Origin of the sequence: Rhizobium sp. Rhizsp42, from assembly GCF_047304155.1 — a bacterium.
Lineage (GTDB): Bacteria > Pseudomonadota > Alphaproteobacteria > Rhizobiales > Rhizobiaceae > Rhizobium.
The window spans coordinates 1-26542 of sequence record NZ_JBGLYS010000001.1 but is presented as its reverse complement, the minus strand read 5'-3'; the positions used below and the strand labels follow the sequence as shown (position 1 = coordinate 26542).

The following is a 26542-nucleotide window of genomic DNA, read 5'->3' as shown; positions in this document are numbered from 1 at the left end:
TTCAGGTCTCCTTTTCGACGATGATTGCCACGGGACCGCCACCCGGCGGCCCCTGATGCTCGGCGCCACCCGAGACGTAGAGATCGGTCATCCCGAACACGCCAGAGAGCACGCCGCCGACGAAGGCGCGGGCATGGCGTGTGCCGGATATGTCGGAATCGCCGAGCATGGTGTGCCGGTTGCCGCGCACCTGACCGCTCGGATCCGGCTCCGCCTTGGCCAGCACCGCCGCGAGCTTGCCCGCAGGTAGCCGCGCATAGGCTGCCTTGACCGATTGCACATCGATTGCATCGCGCATGACAGCATGGTCAATCTGGAACGGACCGGACCACTTGGAGCTCATGCCGAGCACGACGATCTCGTGATCCAAAAGCTCGACGCCAGCCGACGCCGAGGCGCAGCGCGAATAAAGCTCCTGGCGCGTGCCGATATCCCCATCGGTGATCTCGTCCGCGTCGAGCTCGCCGAGCGCCACCGCGACGCCCAGCGCAGAGGCACCGCGCGAAAGCCCCATGGATTTCAGCGTGTCGCGCGTGGCGACCGTCTTGCCTGACGCTTCCACCATGGCGATCCGCTGCGTGGTAAGCAGCGGGCACTTGATCTGCACGAAATGCACGTCCGCCATATCCTCGATCCCGGCATCCTGGATCGCGGTCTTCACGGCATCGGCCACCATCAGCACCTGTGCACGACGCCCGAGATCATGCGAGGGTAGGGCAGGCGTCCGGGCCACCCCGATCGCCAGCGACCGCGTTGCCGGCGCTTCGGTCTCCTCGCGGGCAAACACCGTCCAGTGCGGCGAAAGCGCTCCTTCCGTGCCGCCGGACATGACGATCGACACGCCCTCGACGCCGTGGCGGCGAAACAGCGCCTCGAAGCTCGATGTCGCGTAGCCGCGGGTGAAATCGTTGACGCACCCGTTGCCTTCGGTCTTCCCGAGGATGGCGACCACACTTTCCGGCTTCAGGCCGGCAGCAAACAGCGCCTCGACGCCGGAGACATCATCCGGCCCGTCGGCCGGCACGCGAAAGACCTGGGCACGCATCGATGGCATCAGACGAGCGCCTCGATCAGAGCCTTGGAATTGGAAACCGAGCCGAACACGCCGCCCTGCATCTTCACCATATTGATGGCGGCGAGGTGGTTGTTATAGTCGGTAGCGCCGCAGCAATCCTCCAGCAGCAGGCATTCGAAGCCGCGATCATTGGCCTCGCGCATGGTGGTGGAGACGCAGACGTCGGTGGTGATCCCGGTGAGGATGATGTTCTCGATGCGCTTCTGGTTGAGGATCAGTTCCAGATCCGTGGCGCAGAAAGAGCCCTTGCCCGGCTTGTCGATAATCACTTCGCCGTCGAGAGGATAGAGTTCCGGAATGATATCCCAGCCCGGCTCTCCGCGCACCAGGATGCGGCCGCAAGGCCCGGCGTCGCCGATGCCCGCGCCGATCCGCTGCGAGCGCCAGCGCTTGTTGGCCGGCAGGTCGGCGAGGTCAGGCCGGTGGCCTTCGCGGGTGTGGATGATGTGATAACCTTTGGCGCGCATCGCCGTCAGCACCGCCTTGATCGGCTCGATCGGCGCCTGCACGAGCGCGAGGTCGTAGCCCATGTGATCGACATAGCCGCCCTTGCCGCAGAAGTCGGTCTGCATGTCGATGATGATGAGCGCCGTGTTGTCGGGCCTCAACGCGCCGTTATAGGGCCAGGGGTAGGGATCGGCCTTGACGTAGTGCTCTTTTGCCTCGGTCATCATGTCCATCGTCCGTCTCCTCTATTCGCCCGCAAGCTTGAATGTTTCGCCATAGCGCCTCGCCGGCTTGTCGAAGCCACAGGAGGTGCCGTCGGTGATCTTGATGTCCGCCTCCCAGGGCAGCTTGTATTGGCCAGCGATCAGGTCGTGCATGTAGCTGTAGGGCGCGTCACCCGCGCCGCCCTCGACAGCGACATAGCCGCGATGGCCAAACTGGTAGATGTTGTTCTCCACGCCCCAGCCGAGCCGCGCCTCGCGCACCAGGTCGGGACGCACTTCGGCGGTGATGATCTCGTTGACGCGGCCGGATGTGCCGTGGGCGATGATCGAGCCGTCGAAATTGCAGATCATGCCTTCGCCCATGCTGTCGAAGGTGCCGTCCGAGCCGCACATGCACACGCTCGCTGTGACCATGAGGTTGCAGAAGGCGTTGGACTGGTTGGTGAACTTCCAGCTGTCGCGGATCGGCGCGGTATAGCCCGCCGTGCGGATCATGATCTCGGCGCCCTTGTAGGCGCATTCCCGCGCCATCTCGGGAAACATGCCGTCATGGCAGATGATCAGCGCCAGCTTGGCGCCCTTTGGGCCATCGATGACGGGAATGCCAAGATTGCCCGGCTCCCACGGCTCGACAGGCACCCAGGGATGCATCTTGCGATAATAGAGCTTCAACTCGCCCGTGTCGTCGATGACGATGCCGGAATTATAGGGCATGCCGCCGGGGTTGAATTCCATGATCGAGAAGCAGCCCCAGATCCGGTTGTCCAGGCACGCCTTCTTGAACGCCGCGACCTCAGGCCCATCCAGCCGGCACATGATCTCGGGGTTGATATCCATCGACAGCCCGTGCAGCGCATATTCGGGGAACACGACGAGATCCATGCCCGGCTGGTTGCGCCGCGCCTTGGCCACGAGATCGACGATCACCTGCGTTTGCCGCGCCAGATCCTCCTTGGTGACGGTTACCGGAAGCTGGAGCTGCACGAGGCCGATGCCGACGCCGTGTTCGGATTTGTTGAGGCCGCCGAGACCGTTCATGGCTAAATCCCTATTTCAAAACAGAATTACTGGGTGAGTGACTTATTTCGTCAGTGACAGGGCGCCCGGCGCACCCGCAAGCGAGCGGGTGGGCGAGGAGGTGGCGATCAGGATGGCGAGCGTCAGCACGTAGGGCGCCGCGTAAAACAGGTAGTAGCCCTGTGTGACACCGACCGATTGCAGGGCGGGGCCAAGCGCGCCGGCACCGCCGAAGAGCAGCGCGGCCAGGAAGCAGCCGATCGGGTTCCAGCGCGCGAAGATGACAAGCGCCACCGCCATCAGACCCTGGCCGGATGAAATGCCCTCGTTCCAGGAGCCAGGATAGTAGAGCGAGAGATAGGCCCCGCCGACGGCGGCCAGCGATCCGCCGGCAGCTGTGGCAAGCAAGCGGACACGATCCGGATCGATACCCATGGCCCGTGCCGCATCCGTGCTGTCGCCGACGACGCGCAGGATCAACCCGACGCGGGTATTCTTGAACGCCCACCACAGCGCCACCGCCAGCAGCGCGCCGATGACGAATAGCACATTGATGTTCAAGGCAGCCTGTACCTGCGGCAGGCTCGACCAGCCGCCGAGCGGGATCGAGGGCAGATGCGGCGCCACCGGCTTGATGAAGGGCTTGCCGAGGAAGAAGGCCATCCCCAGGCCGAACTGCATCATGGCGATGCCGATCGCGATGTCGTTGACCTTCGGCCACTTGCAGATCCAGCCGTGCACTAGGCCGAAGACAGCCCCTGCCGCCATTGCCGCCAGCACGCCGAGCCAGGCCGACCCGCTCATGACAGCCACCGCGTAGGCGGTCATCGCACCGAACACGAGCGTTCCCTCAAGTCCGATATTGATGCGCCCCGATCGCTCGGTGATCGTCTCGCCGAGGCTGACAAAGATGAAAGGCGTGGAGACACGGATGGCGCCGGCGAGGATCGCCAGCGGTACACCCCATATGCCGATACCGGTCTCGTCCATCACGGGTTCCTCTTCCAAAGGTCGGGGTTGAAGATCTTGAAGCGGCCGTAGAACGTCTCGAACAGCAGGATGACGACGAAGAGCGTCCCCTGCAGAACCAGCACGGTCGCATCCGGCAGGCCCATGCGCCGCTGGATCAACCCGCCCGAGGCATCGATGCCGCCGAGAAGGATGGCCACGGGAATGATCGCCAGCGGATTGTGTCGCGCCAGGAAGGCAACGAGGATGCCGGTATAGCCGTAGCCGGCCGCGATCGAAGCATTGGCGCTGCCCTGGACGGCGGCGACCTCGATCATGCCCGCAAGCCCGGCGAAGCTGCCGGCAATCGCCGTGAAGCCGACGATCAGTCGCCCCACCGGCAAGCCCTGGATCTGCGCAGCGCGCACATTGCCGCCGGCGATGCGGGCGGCGAAGCCGTAGCTCGTCACCTCGATCAGGATCCAGGAGACAATGCAGGCAACGACACCGATCACCAGACCCCAGTGCACGTCCATGCCCGGTATCTTGCCCATCATGTACTCCGCCGGCAGCGGCGCGGTAGAGGGCTTGTTGAGGCTGGCTGGATCGCGCAGCGGCCCCTCGACGAATTGGTTCATCAGCGCGATCGCGATATAGGCGAGCAGCAGCGAGGAGATCGTCTCGTTCACCCCGCGATAGTGCCGCAGGAAGCCCGCGAAGCCGATCCAGATGCCGCCGACCACCATGGCCGCCGCTGCCATCAGAAGCAGCACCAGAATGGCGGGCAGGGTGCCGATGAAGGGAAGGGCGATTGCCGCGGCCGCAACGCCACCAAGCACGACGGCTCCCTCGCCGCCGATGATGGTCAGGCCCAGCCGCGCCGGCAGCGCCACGCAGAGCGCGGTCAGGAGCAGCGGCGCGGAACGGCTGAGGCTATTCTGCACCGAAAACCAGCTGCCGAAGCCGCCGGTATACATGAGCTGGAAAAGCACGGCCGGCGATTTGCCGACCGCCATGATGAAGAGCGAGAAAAGCGCCAGACCGACCAGGATCGCGCCGAGGCTGATGACGACGGGTTCCGCCCGCCGCGCCAGCCATGCCAGCAACGGCCCCAGGAAGGACCGCGCCGGCGTATCGGAGATTGCAGGCGATAGGGATGGATTGTTCGCCTCGATTGTCATGACGCTTCTCCCTCTGGCTTAAGCCGTGGATCCGACGACGCCCTCGACCAGATAGTCCATGCTCTCGAGCTCGATCGCGTCCTCGGCGAGCGCCTTGTCGGCCGCGACGATGACGTTGCCCTTGTTGTCCTTCATCGGTCCCTTGAAGACCGAGAACTTGCCGCTCATGATCTCGGCATGGACGGCCTCGAACTTGGTGCGGGCTTCGGCCGAAACGGCCGGCCCGAGCGGGCTCATCTTGACGAAGCCGTCCTTCAGGCCGCCGCGCACGAAATTGCCGAGCTTCTCGCCGGCCTGCGCCTTCTTGACGAAATCGGTGTAGACGTTGCCCCAGGCCCATTCGGCGCCGGTGAGGTACTTCTCGGGCGCCAGCGGGCTCTGGTTGGCGTGGTAGCCGCAGACGAAGGCGCCGCGACCGGCCGCGGTTTCGACCACCACCTTCGGGCTGTCCACATGGCAGGTGATGACGTCGGCGCCCTGGTCGACCAGCGCATTGGTGGCTTCGGCTTCCTTGACGGCCAGCGACCATTCGCCGGTGAAGATCACCTGGCAGGTGATGGCGGGATCGACAGAGCGCGCGCCGAGCAGGAAGGAATTGATGTTCTGCAGCACCTGCGGGATTGGCTTGGCGGCGACAAAGCCGATCTTCTTGCTCTTCGAGGCGTAACCGGCAGCGATCCCGTTCAGATACTGGCCCTGGCCGATATAGCCGAAATAGGAGCCGGTATTCATCGGGTTCTTGCCCTCCTGCCAGAGGCCACCGCAATGGCGGAACTGGATGTCGGGATATTTCGCGGCCATGGCCAGCATGTGGGGGTCGAAATAGCCGAACGAGGTCGGGAAGAGCAGGGTCGCGCCATCGAGATTGATCATCGATTCCATCGTCTTCTGGACATCGACGGTTTCAGGCACATTTTCTTCTTCGACGACCGTGACGCCTTCGAGCGCCTTGACGGCGGCGGCACCCTCGGCGTGCGCCTGGTTATAGCCGTAGTCGTCCTTCGGGCCGACATAGATGAAGCCGACGGTGAGCGCGGTCTGCGCCATGGCGCGACCCGCCATCAGGCCCGGTGTCATCGCCAGCGCACCGGCGGCGGAAGCCTGGAGGAAATGGCGGCGATTCATGGAAAGGAGCTTGGTCATTGCGATTCTCCCTGCGGCAAGGCCGCGTCAAACAAATGGTTGCGGGAAAAAGTGCATGCAATGGCCGTGCCAGATTTTAACCCATTGTTATTGCCTGCTTTTCAAAAGAGGGGAGGAGGCAGCGCGTAAACTGTATGCAGATTGCAATCCGGATGTGATTAAAAATGCATCCATGTCTGAAAAGTCATCGTATGTATCTGATAATAACGAAAAAATGCTGCACGGCGACGTTCAGATAAGTCCATAAGATACTGCAAATATATAATTATTTGACTTTCTGTGTTTCGCCGTTCATCTGTATGCAATGTGAAATACAGAGTTTGGAAGTGAAGCAGATCAGGCGCAAACAGATCATACGCACAGGCACCACCGTCGAGCAGATGGTGCGCGCCATCGCGGACATGATCGTCACCGGCGTCATGCATCCCGGCGAACGGCTGGATGAACTCTCCCTTGCTGTCCGTTTCGACGTCTCCAGAACGCCGGTGCGCGAGGCCTTGCGCGAATTGGGCGCCATGGGCCTTGTCGATCGCGAGCCCAACCGCAGCGCCGTGGTCGCCAATGTCACGGAAGCCTATCTGCACTCCATGTTCGAGGCCATGTCGGAGCTGGAAGCCATTTGCGCACGGCTGGCCGCGGAGCGCATGACTGTCGATGAGCGCCACGCGCTCGAGCTCGAACATCGCGCATCGGCCAGATTGGTCCACGCCAACGCCCAGGAAGACTACGCCGCCCACAATACGGAGTTTCACACCCGCCTCTATCGCGGCGCCCACAACGACCATATCTACGAAATGGTGACCCAGACCCGGGCACGCCTGGCACCGTTTCGTCGGGCGCAATTCCGGCTCCCCGGGCGCCTCGCCAAGTCCTATGACGAGCACGACGTCATCGTCACGGCGATCATGCGCGGCGACGCTGCCGCAGCCAGCCAGGCCGCCTTTTCGCATGTTGCCATCGTCAGCGATGCCAGTATTGTATTCGCGTCCGACAAGGCGGAGTGATCTTCCCGTTGGATATCAGCAATGCACCATAAATAATTGTGAAATATAGGTTTTCATGAAGAACGCGATCAATCCCCCATCTGTTCGCAAGCCCTTCGGCAACTACAATCACGGCCTCCTCGTGCCGCCAGGGGCTTCGCTACTGGTAACCTCAGGCCAGCTCGGTATCGCCGTTGACGACACCATTCCCGAAGGCGTCACCGCCCAGGCGGAACTCTGCTTCAAGGCGATCGGCGCGATCCTGGAGGAGGCCGGCATGACCTATGCGGACGTGATCCGCATCTCCGGCTTCGTGACCCGCCGCGAGGACTTCCCGGCCTACATGGCCGTGCGCGACCGCTACACGCTCGACCCCAAGCCCGTCTCCACGTTGCTCGTCGTCGGCGGCTTTACGCGGGCGGAGTTTCTGGTCGAGGTCGAGGTGACGGCGGCGAAGGTGGCATAAAAATTTTCGGTCCATATTGGCTGCACCACAACCATCGATTACCTTAGATCTGTGGACTTGACGGAAGGAAGCCATCATGTCGAAAAAAGGTCAGCATGTCGTTCCTAATGGCGAGAAATGGAGTGTTCGAAAGGCTGGGGCATCCCGTGCTTCCGGCACTTACGACACCCAGCGAGAGGCTGTCGATAAGGCCCGCGAGATAGCGCGCAATCAGCAGACCGAGCTTTACATCCATGGCCGGGATGGGCGTATCAGAGAGCGCAATTCTTACGGAAGCGACCCATTTCCCCCAAAAGGTTGAACTCATATGGAGCCACCACCTTTTGACAAAAGCATATTTGTAAATTGCCCTTTTGATGAAGACTATGAACCCATCTTGCAGGCGGTGATGTTCTGCATGGTCTACCTCGGATTTACACCCCGGCTGGCGACCGAACGTAATGATGGCGCCGAAAATCGATTGATGAAGATCCTGGGGCTAATCGAAGGTTCGAAATATTCGGTCCACGACCTCAGCCGATCTCAGGCAAAGATCGTCGGAGAGCATTATCGGCTGAACATGCCCTTCGAACTCGGCATCGATTACGGCTGCCGGCAGTATTTTGGTCAGGGGCGCGAACAGAAAAAGATCCTGATCCTGGAAGAGAAAAGATACAGGCACTAGGTGTCGATTTCCGATCTTGCCGGTTGCGATATCGACATACACGATGGGGACTATCAGAAGGCCGTCAGGAAGGTTCGCAATTGGCTGGCCAGCGAAGCAGAAATCGATGCACCAGGGGCGAAGAAGATCCTCGGTGCATATGTCGACTTTCAGGAGTGGAACTACGAGCGGCAACTGGCCGCCGGCTTTTCGGACGATGATATTCAAGACTATCCGACAAAGGAACTTCTTGGTTCGATGAGCCTGTGGGTCGAGCAGGGCAAGCCACTGTAAGCGGCGCAGCTTGACTAGAACCGCCCCATCGCCGTCCCGACCTTCCCCATGAACGCCGCCCTCGTTTCTTCCGTGCAGTTGTTCATGTCGTAGTGTGCGAGAAAGGTCACCGGGCGCACGGGGTTGATCTGCGCCCTCAGCACCCGCTTGACGATCTTCTTCGGCGGATTGCCGGCGACGAAGGCGCGGAACGGGGTGGCTCCATAGGTCAGCACCGCGCCGAGCTTGCGGATATGCCGCAGACGGGATTCGACCTTCCCGTCCACCAGTTCGAAGGACACGCCCGGCAGCCAGACGCGGTCGAAATAGCCCTTGAGGATTGCCGGAAAGCCGAAGTTCCAGATCGGGGTGACGATAACCAGTCCCTCCGCACGCTTCAGCCGCTGGACATGGTCTTTCACTAGCTCGGTATTCTCGGGATAGTCGTGGTAGACCAACCGGTCATGCCGCGACAGAACCGGATCGAACTCCTCGGCGTAGAGGTCGCAGGCATCGACCTCGTGACCGGCCGCCTTCAGGCTCTCCAGCGTCTTTTGATAGAGCGCCTTGCCGTAGCTCGATTCCACCGGATGCGAGTGAAGGACGAGAACCCTCATGCGCTCTCCATCACCGAGGCCAGGCCCGGGAACAGATAGTTCTGGCCGGCGGAGAAATCGAAATCGGGGTTCTCCCAGGCGATCATCTTGCCGGGGTTCAGCAGACCCTTCGGATCGGTCTCATGCTTGAAGGCGAGTTGCACCTTGTCCGTCTGCTTCATGCCGCCTTCCTCGAGCGTATAGCGGTGCGGATTGAAGATCGGGCAGCCATGGTCCTGGTGGATCTTGATGATCTCCTCCAGCCGCTCCTCCGTCGTGTAGCGCACCAGCGGCAGGCCCGAGCACTGGATCTGCCCGTCGAACTTGATGAATTCGAGATGGCCGGGCACCTCGTCGCCGAAGATCTCGACCATCTTGGCGACCTTCGCCACATGATCGGGGCCGGGGTACTGGACCTGCAGATAGGTGTATTCGGGATCGACCTTGAGCGCGCGCAGCGTCGTGTGGTTCCAGGCGAGCTCATAGGCATGCGGAATGCCCTTCATGCTCTCGACCTTGTCGGAGCGGAAGATGATCTCGCCCTTCTGCGAGGCCGTGAACGCGGCGAAGGCGTCGATCGAATGCGGTGCCACCATCACCACCACGACGGACTGCCCTTCGCGGATATAGGGCTTGTGGCGGGTGAAGTAGCTGTAGGGGATGGGGGCCGCGATCGGGGCGATCTCCTTGGTCAGGATGCCGTTGCACTTCGCCAGCGCATCGGCGTAGCGCAGGCCGTCCATGAACTGGTCGTATCCAACCAGTACGTCGACCCAGTCGTAGGCGGGAGCCAGCGGCATCTCGATCTCGGTGATGATACCGTTGGTGCCATAGGCGTGGCTGACCTTCTGCAGGTCCCAACCGGTGAGCTCCAGCACGCGCGGCTCGGCCTCCATGGTCACCACCCGCAGCCGGATGATGTTGCCGATATCGCGCAGGCCACCCCAGGTGATCGACCCCACACCGCCGGAACCGCCGGCAATGAAACCGCCGATCGTCGCCGTCTGCGCCGTCGATGGGTGGAAGCGCAGCTCCTGGCCGGAATGCGCCTTGGTCTGCTTGTCGAGCTGGGCGATGATGATCCCGGGCTCGCAGATCACCCGGCCCGGGTGGATTTGCTTGATCTGGTCCATGGCCGCCAGATTGAGAACGATACCGCCGGAGAGCGGCATGGCCTGGCCGTAATTGCCGGTGCCGGCACCGCGCGGGGTGACCGGAACGCCATGGGCGAACGCCACCTTCAGCGTCTGGATGACCTCCGCCTCGTTCTTCGGCGTGACCACCAGATCGGCGGTGACGCCGTCGAGCTGCGCCTTCAGCACGGGGGAGTACCAATAGAAGTCCCGGCTCTTCTGGCGCACCAGCGCCGGATTGTCCTCGATGGCGATGCCTTCGAGTTCCTGTTTGATCTTCTGGTAATCCGGCATGTCAGGCTCCAATGACGCTATCGAGTTCACGGTAATCCGGCAGGCTGCGGTCGATGACCTTGCCGCGGCGTAGCACCACGCGGTCGGCTTGCGGACGGGATAGAAATTCGCTCCAGCGCCGGGCGCTGAAAAGCACGAGATCGGCGGGCAGGCCGACAGCGATGCGGCCCATGTTAGGGCGCCCTGCGATATCGGCGGCCGATGTGGTCACGACGCGCGCGGCGCTGTCGAGCGGGTGATCGAGCTGCAGGATGCGCACCGCCTCGCGGAACACCTCGACCGGATCGAGATCGCCATAGGCATAGAAGGGATCGCGCGTATTGTCGGAGGCGACGGCCGTCAGCACCCCGGCGGCATCGAGCTCCTTGAACAGCGTCACCCCACGCCAGCGCGGCGTGCGATCAGGATAACGGTCCTGAAGGTACATGTTGCACATCGGCAGGGAAATGATTGCAATTCCTGCCTTTTGCACCAGGTCGATGGTGCGCTTGGCGAGCTCGTCGTCCTGCCGCGCGAGCGAGCAGCAATGCCCGGCCGTCACCTTGCCGGTGAAACCATTGCGCAGCACCGCCTCGGCGATCGCCTTCAGCGTCTCGGCACCAGGATCGTCGGTCTCATCGACATGCAGGTCGACGTCGAGCCCATTGTCGGCGGCGGCCTTCAGCAGCGTGTCGAGCTGCCAGGTGAGATCCGCACTCATCTTCGTCACGCCGCCGAGCAGGCAGCCGGTGTCGCGAACGATTTGGACAAGTTCGGCGAAGTAGGCCTCGTTGACCATGTCGTCCATTGGAAACAGGGCCGCCGCCTGCAGCGCGATCTTGTCCTTCCAGGCGTCGCGCACCTCGGCGAAGACCTCGAACGAGATGCGATGCTGCGGAGAGGGCGAATCCAGATGCGTGCGGATCAGGCTGGTGCCGTGCGCGTATGCCGAGCGCAGCGAAAACTCCATCCGCTTGCGCACATCGGCGGCATTCCAGTGCGTCGCGCGGTCGACGCCGACTGAGGTCAGCGCGCCCATGAAGGTGCCATCTGGATTGCTGTTGCGCGCCCAGATATGACCCTTGTCGAGATGCGTGTGGACATCGGCGAAACATGGCCAGATCATGCCGTCGCGCATGTCGGATTTCGCCAACTCCTGCGGCGCCGAACCGGGCGGCAGGATCGCGGCGATCAGCCCGTCCTCGATGACGAGATCGGCCTTCACCAGCCCCTCGACTGAGACACCCTCGTAACCCTCGACGGCGATATCGGGCAGCGTCGCATGGCTGAGCACGAAGCGTGCGGAATTGGGCGGCGACATGAAGGAATAAGTCATCAGTTTTCCCGCTTCAGGCTGCTCTCATGCCAGCGGTGCAGGCTGAGCCAGGAGATGAATGAGGTGACCGCGAAGATCGCCACGCCAAGCAGCGATAGCATGAGCAGGGCGGCGAAGAGGCGAGGGATGTTCATGCGGTATTGAGCCTCGAGCAGGCGGAAGGCCAACCCCGATCCGGCACCCGCCGAGCCCGCCGCGAATTCGGCAACGACGGCTGCGATCAGCGCCAGTCCGCCGCCGATCCTGAGGCCCGTCATGAAATAGGGCTGGGCGGCCGGCAGCTTCAGATAGAGCAGAGTCTGCCAGCGCGAGGCGCCATAGAGTTCGAAGAGGTTGATCAGGTTGTGATCGACGCTCTTCAGCCCCTGCACCATGTTCGACAGGATCGGGAAGAAGGCGACGAGAAAGGCGCAGATGAGCAGCGCCACCTGTGTCGACGGGGCATAGATCAGGATCAGCGGCGAGATCGCCACGACAGGGGTTACCTGGAGGATGACCGCCAGCGGATAGAACGCGATCTCGATCCAGCGCGACTGGACCAAAAAGACGGCGAAGCCGACGCCGCCGATCAGTGCCAGGATCAACGACATAAAGGTGATCTTGGTGGTGACCCAAAGGGCAGGGGCGAGCGTTCCCCAATCGCTGACGAAGGCACTGGCGACCGCCGCCGGACCCGGCAGGATATAGGGCGGCACGCCAGACAGCTTGACATAGAGCCACCAGATCACGACCAGCGCCGCAACCGTCAACACCGGAACGAGGATCCGCAGCGCCAGATCGCGGCGGCGCGCATTGAGCGGCTTGGCAACCTCGATGGCGGGTGTCTCAGCGATATCGGCCATCAGTGGTCTTCCTTCGCGGCGTTGATCGCGCCGATCAGCGAGTGCGAGACCGTCTCGCAAGCCTGGCGGTATTCCTCGGAGGTGCGGTAATGCGCATCGCGCTCGAGGCTGGTGACGAGCGGCAGATCGGCATGCACCCGTCCCGGCCGCGCCTTCATGACGACGATGCGGTTGGAAAGGTAGGCGGATTCGAACACCGAATGCGTGACGAAGATCACCGTGATGCCGGTCTCCTTCCAGAGCCGCAGCACGTCGTCGTTCAGCTTCTGCCGGGTTATTTCATCAAGCGCCGCGAAGGGCTCATCCATCAGAAGCAGCTTTGGCTTCGTCACCAGCGCGCGTGCGATCGACACGCGCATCTTCATGCCGCCCGAGAGCTCGCGCGGATAGGCCTCGGCGAAATCCTGCAGCCCGACGGTCGCAAGCACCGCCATGATCTCGGCCCGCGCCGCAGCTTTCGATACACCGCGCAGCTTCAACGGCAGGTGCACATTGTCGAACACGTTCTTCCAGGGCATCAGCGTCGGCTCCTGGAACACGAAGCTGATATCGCCCTCCGGCAGGCCGCGCGAATTGATGCGCGAGCTCGGCCAGTCGATCGTCCCGGATGACACGTCGCCGAGCCCGGCCATGATCCGCAGCGCCGTCGACTTGCCGCAGCCGGATGGCCCGAGCAGGCTAATGAATTCACCGCTTTCGACCGTCAAGCTCATGCCGGAAAGCGCGACCGTGCCGCTGGAAAAGATTTTCGAGACCTGCTTCATCGCAACGAGCGGCCGCCTGCGCGCTTCGGCTGGTGTCGCTGACGGGTTGGGCTGCGATGAAGTCATGAGGTCCGTTCGTTTCCTGGGTATGCAATGGGCCTCGTCTCCACACAGGAGAGGAGGAAGCCCGACTTACTTCTTCAACGCCATGCCCACGCCCTTGCAGACGTATTTGGTCGTGAACGCCTTGGTGTAATCCGTGTCGGCCTTCAGCACCTTGATGCCGACCATCTCGTCGAAGAATTTCTTGTAGTGCGCGTCGGTCATACAGCCGATGCCCTTGTCCAGCGCCTCGCCGGACTCGACGATCCCGTATTCCTTCATCTTGGCGATGGAATAGGCGATCTGACCATCGGTCATCTCGGGATTGTCTTTCTTGATCAACTCGTTGGCCTTGGCATTGTCGCCATAGAGATAATTGTACCAGCCCTCGATCGAGGCGTCGACGAAGCGCTGCACCACGTCGGATTTGCCGTCGATCATCGCCTGCGTCGTGGTGATCGCCGTGGAGTAGGGGCTGTAGCCGTTGTCGGCGAGCAGGAAGACCTTCGGCTCCCAGCCCGTCTGCTTCTGGATCTCGTAGGGCTCGGATGTCAGATAACCCTGCTGCGCCGAGGACTTGTCGGCGATGAAGGGGCCGGGGTTGAAATTGTACGGCTTATACTGCTCGTCCTTGAAGCCGGAATAGTTGGCCTTCATCCACTCGAAGAAGGTCAGATAGCCATCCTTGCCGAGAAACAGCGCGTTGAGCTTGGCGAGATCCTCGAACTTCTCGACGCCGGCATCGGGATGCGCGATCAGCACCTGCGGATCCTTCTGGAAGATCGCCGCGACATCGACCAGCGGAATACCCTGCTCGACGGCCGTCAGTTCACCCTGCGAACTGCCCATGTAAAAGTCGATCTTGCCGGAGATCAGCAGCGCCGAGTTGGCCGCATTCGGCCCACCCTGAACGATCGTCACATCGAGACCGTGCTTGGCGTAAGTGCCGTCCGCGACCGCCTGGTAGAAGCCGCCATGTTCTGCCTGCGCCAGCCAGTTGGTCCCGTAGCTCACCTTGTCGAGCGCGTAGGAAGGAGCGGCCGCGCAAAGCGCCGTTCCGAGACCGAGCAGCGTCGTAAAAGCCATCGTCTTCAATGCATTGGACATGTCAGCCATTCCCCTTTGAGGCCAGGGAGCGTCTTCGACAGCGCTCCATTTCTTTCATTTGAGCGATTGCTTTGCTGTTTGAAAAGCATCAAAATTCGTGCGCAACGATGCCTTTTTGGCATCTCATGAAGCGTCTGTTTCTAATTTGTGCGCGGCGCTTAAAATAGATGCACCGAGGGTCGAATGCTGCACTCCAGAAAGCTCCAATACATCGACGAGATCGCCCGCTCCGGCTCGATCCGCAAGGCGGCCGCGCGCCTCAACGTCGCATCCTCGGCCATCAACCGGCAGATCCTGGCGCTCGAGGAGGAAATCGGAGCGCCGCTTTTCGAGCGCCTGCCGCGCGGGCTGAGACTGACGGCCGCAGGCGAGCTGTGCATCGAGCATATCCGCGAGGTGCTTAAGAATTACGATCGCCTGGAAGGTCGCATCCGCAGCCTGAAGATGCAACAGGCCGGCAAGGTGCGACTGGTGACGACGGTGGGGCTTGCATCGGGGCCGCTTGCGGAAATCATCGCGCGCTTCCAGACCGAACATCCGCGCGTCTATTTCCAGATCAGGAACGACGCCGGCACGACGACGGTCAATCCGGTGCTTTCAGGCGAGGTCGACATCGGCCTCGGTTTCAACATTCCGGCCACGCCAGGCATTCGCTCGCTCGGAAGCTTCGACATCCCGATCGGCATCGTCCTGCCGCCCGGCCACCGGCTGATCGGTGACGGACCGATCAATCTCGGCGATGTCGTCCAGGAGCGGCTGCTGCTGGCGCAGCAGGGCACCAGTCTGCGCGATGTCATCAATCTCGCGCTGGCGCGGCTTGATGTGTCCGTCGAACCGGTGCTTGAGAGCAACGCCTCGGAAATGCTGAAGAAACTGGTGAAATGCGGGGCAGGGCTGACCATGCTCAACCCGCTCGACGTGGTAACCGAATGCCGTGCCGGCGAACTGGTGTTCCGCCCGATCGCCGAACCGCATGCCCGCCATCAGCCGATGAAGCTCTTCGCCCGCGCCCGCGCGCCGCTGGACGCCGCCACCAGCCTGTTCGTCGAATATCTCCTGGCCGAGCTCGCCGGGCTGGTTCAAGAACTGCAGGACAAGGGCCACATCGCGCCCGACAGATCAGCCGCCACGTGATGATAGGTCCGGCCGGGCCGCAGCCTATTTGCTGTAGAGATTGGAGAGCGGATAGCGCTTGAGGTCCTCAAGCATCTCGACGAAGCCCTTGACCTGATGCTTGCAGATCGCCTTGCCCTTTTCGGCGGTGCCGCGCGAGGCATCGCCGACCACGCCGTTCGGATTGAGATCATGGGCGATCCAGGCAAGGGAATGCGGCGGCAGTGGTTGGATGAACTTCGACTGTTCGCGCATCCATTCGGCCTTCGAGGTGAAGTTCTCGGCCTTCTCCATTCGCACCAGATCCGGCCGGAAATGCAGCATCAGCGAGGTCTCGACCTCGCCGCCGTGAATGCCGTAGCGCGTCTCATGCTCGCTGATCATTCCGTCGGGATGGCCAAAGCGGCCCCACTGCGTGGAAACCACGGCCATCTGATAGCGCACTCTAAGCTCACGCGCGACGATGCTCATGATATCGACATTGCCGCCGTGCGAATTGACGATCACCATCTTGCGCAGGCCGGCTTCCGCCACCTTCGCGCCGATCGCGGTCCAGACGGGAATGAGCAGTTCCGCGCTGAGAGACAGCGTGCCCGGGCCATAGACATGCTCGTTGGCCTTGCCGATTTCCTGCGTCGGCAGCACCAATATGTCGAGATCGTCGGGCCGCTGGCGGCGCAGTTCCTGCAGCATGCCGTTGGCAATGGCGACATCGGTCGCAACAGGCAGATGCGGCCCATGCTGCTCGGTGGACGCGATAGGCAGGATCGCGATCGTGGTGTCGGCGGACAGCCCGGCAAAATCGTAGGTGTTGAGCTCGTTCCAGTAAAATGGGGTTGCCATCGCCGTGTCCTCTTCGATCTGATGGGACATTGACTAGGCCTTAAGCCGGCATGCGAAAAGCATCAATTTGCGTTCGTGCCGATGCCTTTTTGCGAGAGATCTGCACGACCGGGACGGAGGAGGGCGCGCTACAGCACAGATGCCGGGCAGGGCGCCCCGCCCCGCTTCTACCGCTCGGGACGCGGCATGCGCAGCACATACCAACCGAAATGCCGCTGGATGGTCGGCGTCACCAGAAACACGATCAGCGACACCATGACGGGCGTGATGACCAGCGTGCGGTGCCACGTCTCCCAGCTGCTGGTGAGCGGCATCAGAATATAGAGAAGCGCGGTAATCAGCGGATAGACGGCGATGATCAGCAGGAAGGACAGGCGAAATCGGCACGGTCTGGGCAGCCGGTGCGGCGGCGTCGTGCCCGTATCGCCAGAAGATGCGGTATCGTTATGGTCGGCGCTCATGGTTTTCCCCTCTTATAAGAACGCATCGTTTCGATGAGACCATAACGAAACGATACGTTTCATTCAAGTCTGCGTTGTGCTACGAAAGTCAGGGATAACGGAGGAGTTTCATGACATCGACACTGACGTCCGAGCGACGCACCTCGATCGGCGCGCAGCGCAATCCGGCGAGCCAGGAAGCGATCCTGAAGGCCGCCGCCGATATTCTGCGTGAGACAGGATTGAGCGGCTTCTCCATCGAGGCCGTCGCCAGACGCGCACACGCCGGAAAGCCGACGATCTATCGCTGGTGGTCATCGCGCGCAGCACTTCTGCTCGACGTCTATCATGATCAGAAGCACGTCGAGCCGGTTCCGGATACAGGATCGATCGAAAGCGACCTGTTCGCCTTCGTCACCGCGCTCTTCGATTACTGGCGCGACAGCGAAGCTGGCTCGATCTTCCGCTTCGTCATCGCCGAAGCCCAAAGCGACGCCACGACATCCGCTGCGCTCAGAACCTACATGGCCGAACGCATCGACCAGACCGCCGAACTCGTGCGCCGCGCAACGCGCCGAGGCGAGATCGACGCCGACGTCGATCCGGAACTCACCATCGAACTTCTGGCCGGCTTCGCCTGGAGCCGCTTGCTGAGCGGCCGGCTGGACGTCGATCCTCAGCAGCTTCACAAACTCATTGGCCAGATGATCAGGGGATTGCGCAGCGGCGGTGATCGAGGTGGGGAGCGATGAGGTAAGCAGCGGGCGGCTTGCTGAGCATTCGGAGTCAGTAGCTTTACGTATCCGCGTACATCTGATAGTTCCAAAGAGTGCGGTTTCGGCTTTGAAGCTGGGTGAGTGAGTGAACGAGAAGCTTTGCGGAGCGAGGGCTTCCGCGTTCCAGCGGTGAGAAGGGGTGTTGCCGCACTGGTTTCCCGGTGTTTGTTGCTTTTTCCTGCGCATGGAATTGCAACATCCTTTGATGATGTTGCCGAGTCCAAACTAGCCTTCTGTTGCTTTATTCTTCGTCGAACCGAAGAGCGGTGTTCCGCTGCAGGCTTGCGGGAGCGGCCTCGATGATCTCGTTGATCAGATCGATGTCTCCAACGAGGACTACAGTCTCTATGCCGCGAGTTATCGCGGTGTAGAGCATCGTCCGGTCCAGCAGCTTCGACCGGACGACGGGGATAATGACCCGCTTGAAGGCCGACCCCTGAGCCTTGTGGACGCTGATCGCCCAGCCATGGGTAAGCTTCTCAAGGTCGGCCGTGGTGATCACGTCTTCAGCGCCGTCGTCGAACCGCACCCAGGCACCTTTGGGGTGCGGCTTGGTGACGACGCCCAGAGAGCCGTTCATGAAGCCTGCACAGATCGGATCGCCAGTCACCTTATCGACAACAGGTTTCCCGTCGGCGTCGAGCTGAGGAGCCTTCGAGTAATCGTTCTTCAGCCACATGATCTTCGAGCCGAGGCTGAGGCCCCAATCCTCGACGTTGGGCTGCTTGCCCATGTATTCGACTTCGATGGCGCGGTTCAGGTCCTTCGATCCAGCGGGGCCGTTCTTCACCTGCGTGAGTATCTGGACGTCCATCTCGTGCAGGGCGGCCGTCTTGCCATAGGCCGGAATCCGCCCGCACATTGCGCGGAACGCGGCTATAGTCTTCGCGGCCACGTCGTCTTTCGACGCCGGGAAGAGGTAGACACCAGGTGTCAGGGCGACGTTCGGATCGAAGCGCCGGAGACCGACCGCTTTTCCTGTCCGCACGGCGGATGCGACGGCAGGAATGCCGGTGGCGTCATCCTGCCTGTGAACCACGTCGAGGGTGACCGATGGAATGCTCGCCGCCTTCACCATGGTGTGGAAGGGCAGGCCGGGACCGATGGGCGGAAGCTGGCCGGGGTCGCCGATGAAGATCAGGTTGACTTCAATGGGCAACTGGGCGAGCACCCGGTAGATCGACGGGGTATCAAGCATGGAAGATTCGTCGAAGATGACCGTCCCCGCCTCGATACGACGACCGGCATCCTCGATGTCGTGCACCAAGCGCGATAGGGTACTCGCTGGGCGACCTGTCGCCTCGCTGATCCGCCTGACGGCGCGGCCCGCGAGAGCCACTTGCAGGTGTTCTACGCCATGGCGCTGCGATACTGGCAGATGGTCACGGATGGCCTCCAAGGCGGCGAGGATCGCCCGGACGACTGTCGTCTTGCCAGTGCCCGCGCCGCCGCTGATCACGCAGACGCCGCAGGTCGTGGCCATGAAGACCGCCTCGCGCTGCGCATCGGTTAGAGCGTAGCCGATCTCCGCCTCGACACTAGCCATGGCGTCGACCACGAGTTTGCCATCGAATCCCGGAACCTCACGGCCGATGCGTTCGTCGATGTGTCGGGCGACCTCTTCCTCCATGAACCGGCAGGCTCGGGACTGAAGAAGATCAAGTGACGGCGACACAACGCGACCGTTTGCCAAGGCCAGATCGATGGCAATCGCCGGATCGCCGGACCAAGGTGCGAGCAGACGTTTCACGAGAGGCTTCAGAACCGGGGAAGGGGAGGCCATGTTCCCTGCCCGGAAGCGGATGGCCAATGCCTCCTCGACGGTGGCCGTCAACCGCCTCGGGTCGTCGAGGGCTAGGCCCAGCCGCAACGCTCTCGCGTCGACGTCCTTCCACGGCTCCAGCAATGTCATCCCGAACGGATCGGCCTTGATGCGGGCGATGGCCCCAAGACCCCAGACGCGGGCGGCAGCACCAGCCACACGAGGCGAGACGCCATATCGGTCCAGCCAGCGGAAGATTTCGACCTCCTCAGCATGCATGCCGAAGCCGTCGACGATGGCAATTGCCCGATCCGCCCCCACGACCTCCGCGAGCGCCTTCAAGTCGCGGTCCCTGATGATGTCGTAGATGGTCTCTCCGAAGCGCTCCCAGACCCTCTCTGCCGTCGCCCAGCCGATATTTACGAACCGCTTGTCGGTCGCCAGATGGCGAATGATAGCCCGTCCTTTGGTGACAAGGGGCATGGCCACTTCGGCATGGAGCTGCGGACCATACTCGGGATGGAGTTGGATAGAGCCTGTGATACGCCACGTCTCGCCGACGGCCGGATCACGCGGCGACCGCTTGGCAAGAACGAGGGCACGCCGGAGATGCTCGGTCTCGTCGCGGCCGATGATGACATGGTCGCCGAACCGGCTGGCATGGACTGACGTGATGGACAGCTCCCAGGAAGACTGCTCAGAACGCTCACCAAGGACCAGGAACGTCTGATCCTCAGAGCCACCCCGTCGTTGATTGGCCCCTGCCATGGGCTCTGGCTCTCCGTTCACTGCGGCCACCCACGACGGGACGTCGCGGGTCCCTGTGCCTCATTCACTGCGATCCAGCTCCCACGGCCTGTCGGGGCCACGACGGCGCGGCTCCGAGGACCAGACTTCAAACACCCAATCATGGAAGTCTCCCAGTCTCGGCGATCACCGCGCTCAACCGCTTCATGCGGTCAAGGTCGCGGCGCAGCGAGGCGTTCTCCGCCTTCAGCCGAAGGTTCTCTTCCTCCAAGGCCATCTGGTTGCCATCGACCTTGGCCTTCTGCTCGCGGTCCGCCTCTGCCTGTTCGAGGCGGGTCAGGTTGGTCTTGCGATCACGGTCGTCGGCGCTGCTCAGGATTTCGGCACAACGGGGATTGCTACGGAAGACCTGACGGTCGAAGCCGCAGGCCTTGGCGATGGCACTCTTGTTCAGCTCGACGCCGCCGTAACGGGGCAGCGGCTGGTCACCGAGGTTCTCCAGATACGCTTCCAGGGCATCGACATGTTCTTGAGCGACCTCGACGCCGCTCTTACCCGTTCCTCGCGCCATCAGGATTTCCTCGGCGGAAGGGTTACGACTTCACCGGTTGGGATCGCATCCATGCTATGAAGCTTGTTGATAGCTACGTCGTACTCCTCGAAGAACTGCTTCCATTTAGAGCGTCCGCCCATTTGAGCAACAGCATGGATCATCATGCGGTGGGATGAGATCAGCAGCTCCCGGTCGGCCTTGAGCTGACCGATGTCATCATTCTTCACCTCGACAAGCCGCTCCAGTTCGGAGCGGGACTTCTTGCTGCTCCGGTCGATGGCAGCCCGTATCGTCTCCTGTCTGAGCTGCGCTGCCTCAAACTTGGCACGACGGTCGACATTCCGGGTGATGTCGGTAGCGTTCTTGAAGACGTCCCCGCTCCGCCGGACGATAGCCCTTGCTGTGATGGTTTCGTTTTCGGCGATCATCGCCTCAAGCAATTCCTCAAGACGGGCGTTCTTATCAATCATCGAGGTCTCTCAGGCGGCTCATGGTGTCGATGATGGTGTTGCCGAACTTCTGCTCGGGCGTCACGGACAAGTCCGTGCCATCGGGGAAGGGACGTTCACCGGGCTCTGTCGTGAGCGCCTTGCCGATGTTCTCGTAGCGGATACGCGCGTGGGCGATCTGGTTCGCCCATCCGGCATATCGACGGCCTTCTGGCACGGATTCCAACTGGATGATGATCTTCGCAAATCGGTCACGCAGCTTTTCGAGATGATCGTGCTCCTCTACGACGTCGGTCCGGGCCAGATGGAGGCAGCCGTTGAAGCATTCAAGGTGTTTCGGACAAGGATCGCTGGTGAAGCTGTTCACGCATAGCCCGTAGGGAGTGACGTGGAGGCCGTCGGCCTCTGCATTGAGGTAGTCGAAGGCTGCGTCGTCGCCATACTCGCGTTGGACACGCCGGAACTCGTCGACGATAGGTCCACGCACCTTGTTGGCGGCGATCATCTTGTAGACCTGAAGCGCCTTGTCGCCGAGAGAATCTTCGGCTTCCGGAGGAACGTCGATATGTTCGATATCCTCATGAAGGCTTCGGTGATCGTACTCGTAGCTCTGCTGGACGCTACGGCGGCCGAACTTCTTGGTGATCATCGTGTCGGCGACCCCTAGACGGAACAGCTCTGTGTTCTGCAGGTGCCGCAAGGAATGAGAGGTCAGCGTCAGCGCACGATCCTCGGCGGTCTGGCCGTAACGCTGGAAGAGGGTTTCGCCGCTTGCCTTGCCGCTCAAGGAGCCGTTCAGCGGGCCTTTGTCCAGAATGCCGACGGCCGAGTACATAGTTATGTCGAGAAGGCCGTTGTTGCGCCCCTCGATGAGGTTTCTGATCGGCATCAAGAACAAGAGTTCATGAGGATAGAACTTGGAACCATCCGTGAGAATGGTCGGTGTCGTGTCCGACACCTTCGTCCCGATATGTTCGTGGACATAACTCTCTACGTCACCTACGCGCACCAGCGCCTCGCGCCACTTAACGTTACCGATCATGGGATTACCGAAGGCGTCCCTTATAGGCACTGAAGCTAGTTCTCCACGGAACCAATATTGGGGCAGGCCTTTGGGACGCCCCTGCAAGTGGATTTCGCGCATATCCTGGAGTAACTGGGGATCGTAGCTCTCGCGGTATTGCCGGATCAGCTCCGGCGGAACCTCTACGTCCGAGAAGACGGCATTTCCTGTCATGCGGACATACATCTCCCACGCGGGAACGAGCGCGTCCTCGGCATATTCGGGAAAGATACGGCCCGTCTCGGCCTGCCGTTTCAATCGCTCCCGCAGCGGGGCGGTGATGGTGGCGATGTGGTCGAGCGTCTCTACCAAAATTTCCTCGAACATCGGTGGGACGTGCTGGATGTTCTCGTAAAGGGCCAAGCCCTCGGCGAGGTCGTCCTCTTCCTGCTTTTCGGCGAAGTACCTGATGATCAGCGAGCGGGAGAGCCCACCATGCTCTCCGGCCGGTCGGCCGTCGGCGTCCAGATATTCGCGCCAACGTTTCCAATCCAACGGTAGTAGGGCCGCCTCTCCGATCCGGAAGCCCATGATGATCTGAACCTTGAATGCCGCAAACCGGATCGCATCCGAGAAGGACAGGGGCGTCTCGGTGAAGACAATCCGCACCAGTTCCCAGAAGGCCTTCTCATCCGGAAGCTTCGACGCCGACTTCCGTTCAGCCAGGCTGCGCCTAAGGCTCTTGCGGCCACCATGAGCGTTTTGACGGTCCTTAACCGCATCGGCCCGCTGCTGCGCTGTCAATGCTTCCTTGCTGGCATATGGCTGACAGAACCGGGCCAGAGCAGGGATATCGGCAAGCTTCTGCTTGTCGATGACGTTCCTGACCATCGTCACGAAGTCGAGCGCTTGCTTGCCGGATTCCGATGACCGAAGAACGGCGTTATAGGCCTGCTGGATTTGATCAGGGGTAACTGCCCAGGGCGGAGAATCCTCTGCTGCAGGTGCCAGCCGTCGAATGCCAACGCCCACTTGAACGGCGCTTCCGGGCTTCGTCTGACCAAGGAGGAGCTGGTGGATCAAAACGGCCTGGAAGAAGTCCAGCCAGTGAGGCGACATGGGCTTTGGCAGCAGGAGACCTTGCCCCATTTCGACTCTGATCTCGTTTAGTTTCTCGAACGGCGCGGTGTCGACCCCGACCTGCCCGAGCCATTGGACCGGTTTGGAGAGCCCGCCCCTCAGCTCCGTCAGGTTCCACCTTGTCTCCTTGCTGACCTTGCCATCACCGTCAAAGACCAGGTTCCAGCTCAGGCCGCGCTCTTCGGCCAGCCTCTTTGCCGTGGTGATAAATTCGGCATAGAATGGATTCATACCTCTTCCTCACCATCGGATTTCAGTTCCTCGGCAACACGTCTTGCGGCGTCGAGGGTGCTCTTCAACTGAGCGTAAGCGGGCGATTGCTGGTTGTTGCGGGATACGGCGGCGAACTCAGTAACGACCGGGCGAAGGCTCTCCACGACGTCCTGATGGATTTCAGGATCATTGAGCGGCATGAACTGGGAGCAGGTGTAGCAAGCTACCACCGGGTTCTTCATGCAGAGGTTTTGACCCAGGTTGCAACCTCCTATCCCCGCAATAGGAATCCCGTGAGGCACGCCCCCGATCTGCTTCTCGGCCGGGAGGCCCAGAAGCATTTCCTTGTCGATGGTCCTCGTCGTCGCAATCTTGGCTACGTTTTTGTAGATTGGTGAGATCGCAAGCGCATCATTGATACGCTTGGCCTGTGGTGGAGATGCGTCGAAGTAGACGTTGGCTACGCGGTCGCTGGAGTGTCCCATGAACTCCGACAGACCGGCGTGCGAGATGCCGCCGTCCGCGAGGCGTTGCGCCGCCGTATGTCTCAGGTTAGTTGGAGACCAGGCTTCTCCTGTCAAGTCCGACGTAAGCTCAAGAATGACCCGGCTAACACCGGACGGTGTGAGGCCGAAGAGGAGGCGAGGGGGCACGCCCTCCTCTATCATGACGCTTCCTGCGTCCCGGCGCTTCACGAACTCATTGAAGAGCGGCCCCCACTCTCGCTTGATCCGCCGGGTTTCTCGAATGCGCTTGCGGTGATCCTTCTGCTTGATCCGGGTGACCGCCACATGCACCGCACCAGTCGAGTACAGCCGAACATCGGCCGTCTCGATCCGTGCTATCTGACCCGGACGGAAGGCATACTGGTATGACGTGACCAAGATGCACACGTCCCGCAACGCTTCGTCATCAATCGACTGGGGATCATTCGATAGCGCGGCGCACATCGCATCGATGTGGTCGACAATCAGGCTTTGGTGATCCAGTGGCAGGAAGCAATCACCGATGCGAACGACGCGATACTTGTCGGTCTTTGGGCTCTTCAGAGCTCGAATGATCGATGCCGCCGTGGGCGTCCAATGACCAATGTTGAGCCGACAGAGGGAATGAAGAATGGCTCTTAGCGAGTAGCTTTCTCTGGCGCTTACCTCTGCAAGAACGAATGTGTTCCAATGGGATCGAGCATCGAATGGCTGTGACACCAATAGCTCGATGAGAGAGGGGACGCCGCGACGTGCGAGATAGCTCAGGGTGCTGCCAAACAGGATCGTCACGTAGTGAAGGTCGTGTTCGCCAAGCCATTCGGCGAACACATGTTTCATTACCTGCGTTGCGGGACCAAACGCATGGAACGATATTGAATGCTGGCGGCCGTCCACGGCAAGGAAGACTTGGTCGGTTTCGGATAGGTCTCGGACGGAGCATATCTCGTTCGCAAAATCATCATAGTATTTAACCACCGCAGGCAGCGGCGGCAATCTCGATGTCAGGCGATCAATAGCGGCGGCGAGGCGGTCGTTCTGATGCGTGACGGCGGCTTTCAATGGGATGTCTCCGGAACAGTGCGTCGAAGAGCATCCACAAAGTGGTCAAATTTTTCGCCCCAGACTTCGTCCAGGCTGGTTTCGAAGTAGGCCTTGGCATAGAGGCGCGGCATATCCGACTTCTTCGACCACCCAAAAAATGTCCGCAGCTTCTCCTGAGCCTTGTCCAGATCATTGCCCGTGTCCTGATACCGACGCATCCTAACGACAGCGGATGTATGGCGGAGATCGTGACAAGAGACGCCTTTAAGTCCTTGCTTTTTCAGAGACTGCTTAGCTTCGTCGGACAGCGCCTTCGTCGCAACCTCGAAGATTTCACTGAGGGATCGCAGCGAAAGTGGCAGGCCTTTTTGAGAGATCAGAAGGTGTGGGTGGTTTACCCGTCCGCGATAGTTGCGGATGTAGAACCTGACGAGTTCAACGATCTCTTCCTGTAACGGAAGCTGGCGTCGCGAGGTCTCCGTCTTCAGTCCAGGCTGTTCGTACCGTGGGTCCGGATCATCGACTTCCTCGACATCCAACCAGTGAACGGTCTTGCGAGCGACTGGATCGAAGTCCTCCTTAAACGAGGAAGCGTACAGCAACGCGCCTTCACCACGCCGAAGCCCAAGGCGCAACAGCAACATGAAGACCAAGAGGTTGCGCCAGCGCAGCGCTTCAGTCTTGAAGGGGTTTCGCGTCGAATCCGGCCTGAAGATTTCGTACAGGTCCTCGATTACGAGCGGCGGAAGTGCCCGGATCGGCGGCGGCGGCTTCTGGGGGTTCGGAACTAGGTTGCGGTAGAAGGTCTCAAGGCGATGTACCTTTGCCTGGATTTCGTTCGCCCGCGTACCGGCCGTGCTACCGGCCTGGCGAAGCATTTCCGTCGCGAAGTCGAGCGCAAACTTCCAAGTAGACGACTTGTCCGCATTTTCGATGACTGCCTCGTTTCTGAGCTGAGCGAAGAAGCCAAGGAGACATTCTTCCAAGGCATCGCCATCAGCATCAGCAATGAGGCGGTCCAGACAATCGACACCATGTTGTTCGGAGACTGCCTCGTAGAGACGGTCGATGGCCGTCAAATATTTCTGGCGGCTCGACGGCTCCAGTCTTGGGTTCAGGATGTCGCTCCATATGGTTGCCCAGAACCGTGGTAGGCCAAGCGAGTTGACAATGATGAGGCCGCGTGCGGCCGGTGGTAGCTCTTCACTTCGGATATTGATAACTGGCATGAAGGCTCGCATATTTGCAACGAGTGCAAACATGCCATCGGCGCAAGAGAACGCAACAGCGGAAACCGCAAGATAGGCCGTTTTCCACAGTCGAGGAAAAAGCGGTTTGGGCACGAAATGCAACACGCACCAAACCGCCCAGATGTTCCATAATCTATCTTATGCGATAACTGTGTGTAGCCGCAAAGTTAGAATGTCCTAATTTAGCAAAGTTAGAGTGTCACACTCCCCGCGTTTGATAACGCGGAGACG

The 26542-nt window shown here is 61.0% G+C and carries 27 protein-coding genes; 7 read left to right on the top strand and 20 right to left on the bottom strand.

Annotated features, from left to right (window positions below; genetic code table 11):
• Nucleotide 1: 1 nt before the first annotated feature.
• Genes ACCD05_RS00135 through ACCD05_RS00110 form a run of 6 tightly spaced genes read right to left on the bottom strand, consistent with a single transcriptional unit; the run spans nucleotide 2 to nucleotide 6035 of the window.
• A complete protein-coding gene (locus tag ACCD05_RS00135; protein WP_413390395.1) occupies nucleotides 2-1054 on the bottom strand; it encodes a ring-opening amidohydrolase in 1053 nt (350 codons plus the stop codon).
• Nucleotides 1054-1755, bottom strand: coding sequence for a cysteine hydrolase family protein (locus tag ACCD05_RS00130; protein WP_413390393.1), 702 nt, complete (start codon nucleotides 1753-1755; stop codon nucleotides 1054-1056). The genes ACCD05_RS00135 and ACCD05_RS00130 overlap by 1 nt, the downstream gene beginning before the upstream one ends.
• A 12-nt stretch (nucleotides 1756-1767) precedes the next feature.
• Nucleotides 1768-2784, bottom strand: a complete 1017-nt coding sequence (locus ACCD05_RS00125; RefSeq protein WP_413390391.1) for a formamidase — start codon at nucleotides 2782-2784, stop codon at nucleotides 1768-1770.
• A 42-nt stretch (nucleotides 2785-2826) separates the two neighbouring features.
• The gene (locus ACCD05_RS00120) at nucleotides 2827-3753 is read right to left on the bottom strand and encodes an ABC transporter permease (protein WP_111561508.1); all 927 of its coding nucleotides are present in this window, start codon (nucleotides 3751-3753) and stop codon (nucleotides 2827-2829) included.
• Nucleotides 3753-4892 carry an ABC transporter permease gene (locus tag ACCD05_RS00115; RefSeq protein ID WP_413390389.1) on the bottom strand — a complete coding sequence of 380 codons (1140 nt, stop codon included), beginning with the start codon at nucleotides 4890-4892 and terminating at the stop codon, nucleotides 3753-3755. The genes ACCD05_RS00120 and ACCD05_RS00115 overlap by 1 nt, the downstream gene beginning before the upstream one ends.
• 18 nt (nucleotides 4893-4910) lie before the next feature.
• Entirely contained in the window at nucleotides 4911-6035 is a 1125-nt protein-coding gene (locus ACCD05_RS00110) for a BMP family ABC transporter substrate-binding protein (protein ID WP_111561510.1), read from the bottom strand.
• A 299-nt stretch (nucleotides 6036-6334) separates the two neighbouring features.
• Between ACCD05_RS00110 and ACCD05_RS00105 the strand changes: the two genes are divergently transcribed.
• The 5 genes from ACCD05_RS00105 to ACCD05_RS00085 all read left to right on the top strand — a co-directional run bounded on the left by ACCD05_RS00105 (nucleotide 6335) and on the right by ACCD05_RS00085 (nucleotide 8421).
• Nucleotides 6335-7039: a GntR family transcriptional regulator gene (locus ACCD05_RS00105; RefSeq protein ID WP_413390387.1), complete on the top strand. Its 705-nt coding sequence runs from the start codon at nucleotides 6335-6337 to the stop codon at nucleotides 7037-7039.
• 55 nt (nucleotides 7040-7094) lie between these two features.
• A complete protein-coding gene (locus tag ACCD05_RS00100) occupies nucleotides 7095-7484 on the top strand; it encodes a RidA family protein (RefSeq protein ID WP_413390385.1) in 390 nt (129 codons plus the stop codon).
• A gap of 76 nt (nucleotides 7485-7560) precedes the next feature.
• Nucleotides 7561-7785: a DUF2188 domain-containing protein gene (locus ACCD05_RS00095; protein ID WP_081993036.1), complete on the top strand. Its 225-nt coding sequence runs from the start codon at nucleotides 7561-7563 to the stop codon at nucleotides 7783-7785.
• Between the two features lie 6 nt (nucleotides 7786-7791).
• On the top strand, nucleotides 7792-8148 hold the full coding sequence (locus ACCD05_RS00090; protein WP_413390382.1) for a hypothetical protein: 357 nt from the start codon (nucleotides 7792-7794) through the stop codon (nucleotides 8146-8148).
• A complete protein-coding gene (locus ACCD05_RS00085) occupies nucleotides 8149-8421 on the top strand; it encodes a hypothetical protein (RefSeq protein WP_413390380.1) in 273 nt (90 codons plus the stop codon). It begins immediately after the preceding gene.
• Between the two features lie 14 nt (nucleotides 8422-8435).
• On the opposite strand, the gene ACCD05_RS00080 is transcribed toward ACCD05_RS00085, so the two are convergent.
• The 6 genes from ACCD05_RS00080 to ACCD05_RS00055 all read right to left on the bottom strand — a co-directional run bounded on the left by ACCD05_RS00080 (nucleotide 8436) and on the right by ACCD05_RS00055 (nucleotide 14493).
• Entirely contained in the window at nucleotides 8436-9017 is a 582-nt protein-coding gene (locus ACCD05_RS00080) for an NAD(P)H-dependent oxidoreductase (RefSeq protein WP_413390378.1), read from the bottom strand.
• A complete protein-coding gene (locus tag ACCD05_RS00075; RefSeq protein ID WP_413390376.1) occupies nucleotides 9014-10423 on the bottom strand; it encodes an FAD-binding oxidoreductase in 1410 nt (469 codons plus the stop codon). The genes ACCD05_RS00080 and ACCD05_RS00075 overlap by 4 nt, the downstream gene beginning before the upstream one ends.
• 1 nt (nucleotide 10424) lies before the next feature.
• A complete protein-coding gene (locus ACCD05_RS00070; protein WP_413390374.1) occupies nucleotides 10425-11738 on the bottom strand; it encodes a cytosine deaminase in 1314 nt (437 codons plus the stop codon).
• Nucleotides 11738-12580 (bottom strand): ABC transporter permease, encoded by an 843-nt coding sequence (locus tag ACCD05_RS00065; RefSeq protein WP_413390372.1) that lies wholly within the window; start codon nucleotides 12578-12580, stop codon nucleotides 11738-11740. The genes ACCD05_RS00070 and ACCD05_RS00065 overlap by 1 nt, the downstream gene beginning before the upstream one ends.
• On the bottom strand, nucleotides 12580-13410 hold the full coding sequence (locus ACCD05_RS00060; RefSeq protein WP_413390370.1) for an ABC transporter ATP-binding protein: 831 nt from the start codon (nucleotides 13408-13410) through the stop codon (nucleotides 12580-12582). The genes ACCD05_RS00065 and ACCD05_RS00060 overlap by 1 nt, the downstream gene beginning before the upstream one ends.
• Before the next feature lie 66 nt (nucleotides 13411-13476).
• Nucleotides 13477-14493: an ABC transporter substrate-binding protein gene (locus ACCD05_RS00055; protein ID WP_413390368.1), complete on the bottom strand. Its 1017-nt coding sequence runs from the start codon at nucleotides 14491-14493 to the stop codon at nucleotides 13477-13479.
• Between the two features lie 183 nt (nucleotides 14494-14676).
• Here ACCD05_RS00055 and ACCD05_RS00050 point away from each other — a divergent pair, with 183 nt between their 5' ends.
• Nucleotides 14677-15627 carry a LysR family transcriptional regulator gene (locus tag ACCD05_RS00050; protein WP_413390366.1) on the top strand — a complete coding sequence of 317 codons (951 nt, stop codon included), beginning with the start codon at nucleotides 14677-14679 and terminating at the stop codon, nucleotides 15625-15627.
• Nucleotides 15628-15651: 24 nt separating this feature from the next.
• Here the strand turns inward: ACCD05_RS00050 and ACCD05_RS00045 are convergent, their stop codons facing one another.
• Nucleotides 15652-16449 (bottom strand): creatininase family protein, encoded by a 798-nt coding sequence (locus ACCD05_RS00045; protein ID WP_413390364.1) that lies wholly within the window; start codon nucleotides 16447-16449, stop codon nucleotides 15652-15654.
• A gap of 167 nt (nucleotides 16450-16616) precedes the next feature.
• Nucleotides 16617-16910 (bottom strand): hypothetical protein, encoded by a 294-nt coding sequence (locus ACCD05_RS00040; RefSeq protein WP_413390362.1) that lies wholly within the window; start codon nucleotides 16908-16910, stop codon nucleotides 16617-16619.
• A 110-nt stretch (nucleotides 16911-17020) separates the two neighbouring features.
• On the opposite strand from ACCD05_RS00040, the gene ACCD05_RS00035 reads away from it, so the two are divergent.
• On the top strand, nucleotides 17021-17641 hold the full coding sequence (locus ACCD05_RS00035) for a TetR/AcrR family transcriptional regulator (RefSeq protein ID WP_413390360.1): 621 nt from the start codon (nucleotides 17021-17023) through the stop codon (nucleotides 17639-17641).
• Nucleotides 17642-17906: 265 nt separating this feature from the next.
• Here ACCD05_RS00035 and ACCD05_RS00030 read toward each other — a convergent pair whose 3' ends face one another.
• From ACCD05_RS00030 to ACCD05_RS00005, 6 genes are all read right to left on the bottom strand, one after another.
• Nucleotides 17907-20195 carry an AAA family ATPase gene (locus ACCD05_RS00030; RefSeq protein WP_413390358.1) on the bottom strand — a complete coding sequence of 763 codons (2289 nt, stop codon included), beginning with the start codon at nucleotides 20193-20195 and terminating at the stop codon, nucleotides 17907-17909.
• A gap of 139 nt (nucleotides 20196-20334) precedes the next feature.
• Nucleotides 20335-20745 (bottom strand): hypothetical protein, encoded by a 411-nt coding sequence (locus tag ACCD05_RS00025; protein ID WP_413390356.1) that lies wholly within the window; start codon nucleotides 20743-20745, stop codon nucleotides 20335-20337.
• Complete coding sequence (locus tag ACCD05_RS00020; RefSeq protein ID WP_413390355.1) at nucleotides 20745-21197, bottom strand: hypothetical protein; 453 nt, start codon at nucleotides 21195-21197, stop codon at nucleotides 20745-20747. Before ACCD05_RS00020 ends, ACCD05_RS00025 begins: the two co-directional genes overlap by 1 nt.
• A complete protein-coding gene (locus tag ACCD05_RS00015; protein WP_413390353.1) occupies nucleotides 21190-23550 on the bottom strand; it encodes a hypothetical protein in 2361 nt (786 codons plus the stop codon). Before ACCD05_RS00015 ends, ACCD05_RS00020 begins: the two co-directional genes overlap by 8 nt.
• Nucleotides 23547-25079 (bottom strand): tyrosine-type recombinase/integrase, encoded by a 1533-nt coding sequence (locus ACCD05_RS00010; protein WP_413390351.1) that lies wholly within the window; start codon nucleotides 25077-25079, stop codon nucleotides 23547-23549. The genes ACCD05_RS00015 and ACCD05_RS00010 overlap by 4 nt, the downstream gene beginning before the upstream one ends.
• Nucleotides 25076-26416 carry a tyrosine-type recombinase/integrase gene (locus ACCD05_RS00005; protein ID WP_413390349.1) on the bottom strand — a complete coding sequence of 447 codons (1341 nt, stop codon included), beginning with the start codon at nucleotides 26414-26416 and terminating at the stop codon, nucleotides 25076-25078. Before ACCD05_RS00005 ends, ACCD05_RS00010 begins: the two co-directional genes overlap by 4 nt.
• Between the last annotated feature and the right edge of the window lie 126 nt (nucleotides 26417-26542).

Excerpts from the sequence above, each read along its gene's own strand:
- ACCD05_RS00135 (WP_413390395.1), bottom strand. The coding sequence starts at position 1,054 with ATGCCATCGATGCGTGCCCAGGTCTTTCGCGTGCCGGCCGACGGGCCG.
- ACCD05_RS00130 (WP_413390393.1), bottom strand. The coding sequence starts at position 1,755 with ATGGACATGATGACCGAGGCAAAAGAGCACTACGTCAAGGCCGATCCC.
- ACCD05_RS00125 (WP_413390391.1), bottom strand. The coding sequence starts at position 2,784 with ATGAACGGTCTCGGCGGCCTCAACAAATCCGAACACGGCGTCGGCATC.
- ACCD05_RS00120 (WP_111561508.1), bottom strand. The coding sequence starts at position 3,753 with ATGGACGAGACCGGTATCGGCATATGGGGTGTACCGCTGGCGATCCTC.
- ACCD05_RS00115 (WP_413390389.1), bottom strand. The coding sequence starts at position 4,892 with ATGACAATCGAGGCGAACAATCCATCCCTATCGCCTGCAATCTCCGAT.
- ACCD05_RS00110 (WP_111561510.1), bottom strand. The coding sequence starts at position 6,035 with ATGACCAAGCTCCTTTCCATGAATCGCCGCCATTTCCTCCAGGCTTCC.
- ACCD05_RS00105 (WP_413390387.1), top strand. The coding sequence starts at position 6,335 with ATGCAATGTGAAATACAGAGTTTGGAAGTGAAGCAGATCAGGCGCAAA.
- ACCD05_RS00100 (WP_413390385.1), top strand. The coding sequence starts at position 7,095 with ATGAAGAACGCGATCAATCCCCCATCTGTTCGCAAGCCCTTCGGCAAC.
- ACCD05_RS00095 (WP_081993036.1), top strand. The coding sequence starts at position 7,561 with ATGTCGAAAAAAGGTCAGCATGTCGTTCCTAATGGCGAGAAATGGAGT.
- ACCD05_RS00090 (WP_413390382.1), top strand. The coding sequence starts at position 7,792 with ATGGAGCCACCACCTTTTGACAAAAGCATATTTGTAAATTGCCCTTTT.
- ACCD05_RS00080 (WP_413390378.1), bottom strand. The coding sequence starts at position 9,017 with ATGAGGGTTCTCGTCCTTCACTCGCATCCGGTGGAATCGAGCTACGGC.
- ACCD05_RS00075 (WP_413390376.1), bottom strand. The coding sequence starts at position 10,423 with ATGCCGGATTACCAGAAGATCAAACAGGAACTCGAAGGCATCGCCATC.
- ACCD05_RS00070 (WP_413390374.1), bottom strand. The coding sequence starts at position 11,738 with ATGACTTATTCCTTCATGTCGCCGCCCAATTCCGCACGCTTCGTGCTC.
- ACCD05_RS00065 (WP_413390372.1), bottom strand. The coding sequence starts at position 12,580 with ATGGCCGATATCGCTGAGACACCCGCCATCGAGGTTGCCAAGCCGCTC.
- ACCD05_RS00060 (WP_413390370.1), bottom strand. The coding sequence starts at position 13,410 with ATGACTTCATCGCAGCCCAACCCGTCAGCGACACCAGCCGAAGCGCGC.
- ACCD05_RS00055 (WP_413390368.1), bottom strand. The coding sequence starts at position 14,493 with ATGTCCAATGCATTGAAGACGATGGCTTTTACGACGCTGCTCGGTCTC.
- ACCD05_RS00050 (WP_413390366.1), top strand. The coding sequence starts at position 14,677 with ATGCTGCACTCCAGAAAGCTCCAATACATCGACGAGATCGCCCGCTCC.
- ACCD05_RS00045 (WP_413390364.1), bottom strand. The coding sequence starts at position 16,449 with ATGGCAACCCCATTTTACTGGAACGAGCTCAACACCTACGATTTTGCC.
- ACCD05_RS00040 (WP_413390362.1), bottom strand. The coding sequence starts at position 16,910 with ATGAGCGCCGACCATAACGATACCGCATCTTCTGGCGATACGGGCACG.
- ACCD05_RS00035 (WP_413390360.1), top strand. The coding sequence starts at position 17,021 with ATGACATCGACACTGACGTCCGAGCGACGCACCTCGATCGGCGCGCAG.
- ACCD05_RS00030 (WP_413390358.1), bottom strand. The coding sequence starts at position 20,195 with ATGGCAGGGGCCAATCAACGACGGGGTGGCTCTGAGGATCAGACGTTC.
- ACCD05_RS00025 (WP_413390356.1), bottom strand. The coding sequence starts at position 20,745 with ATGGCGCGAGGAACGGGTAAGAGCGGCGTCGAGGTCGCTCAAGAACAT.
- ACCD05_RS00020 (WP_413390355.1), bottom strand. The coding sequence starts at position 21,197 with ATGATTGATAAGAACGCCCGTCTTGAGGAATTGCTTGAGGCGATGATC.
- ACCD05_RS00015 (WP_413390353.1), bottom strand. The coding sequence starts at position 23,550 with ATGAATCCATTCTATGCCGAATTTATCACCACGGCAAAGAGGCTGGCC.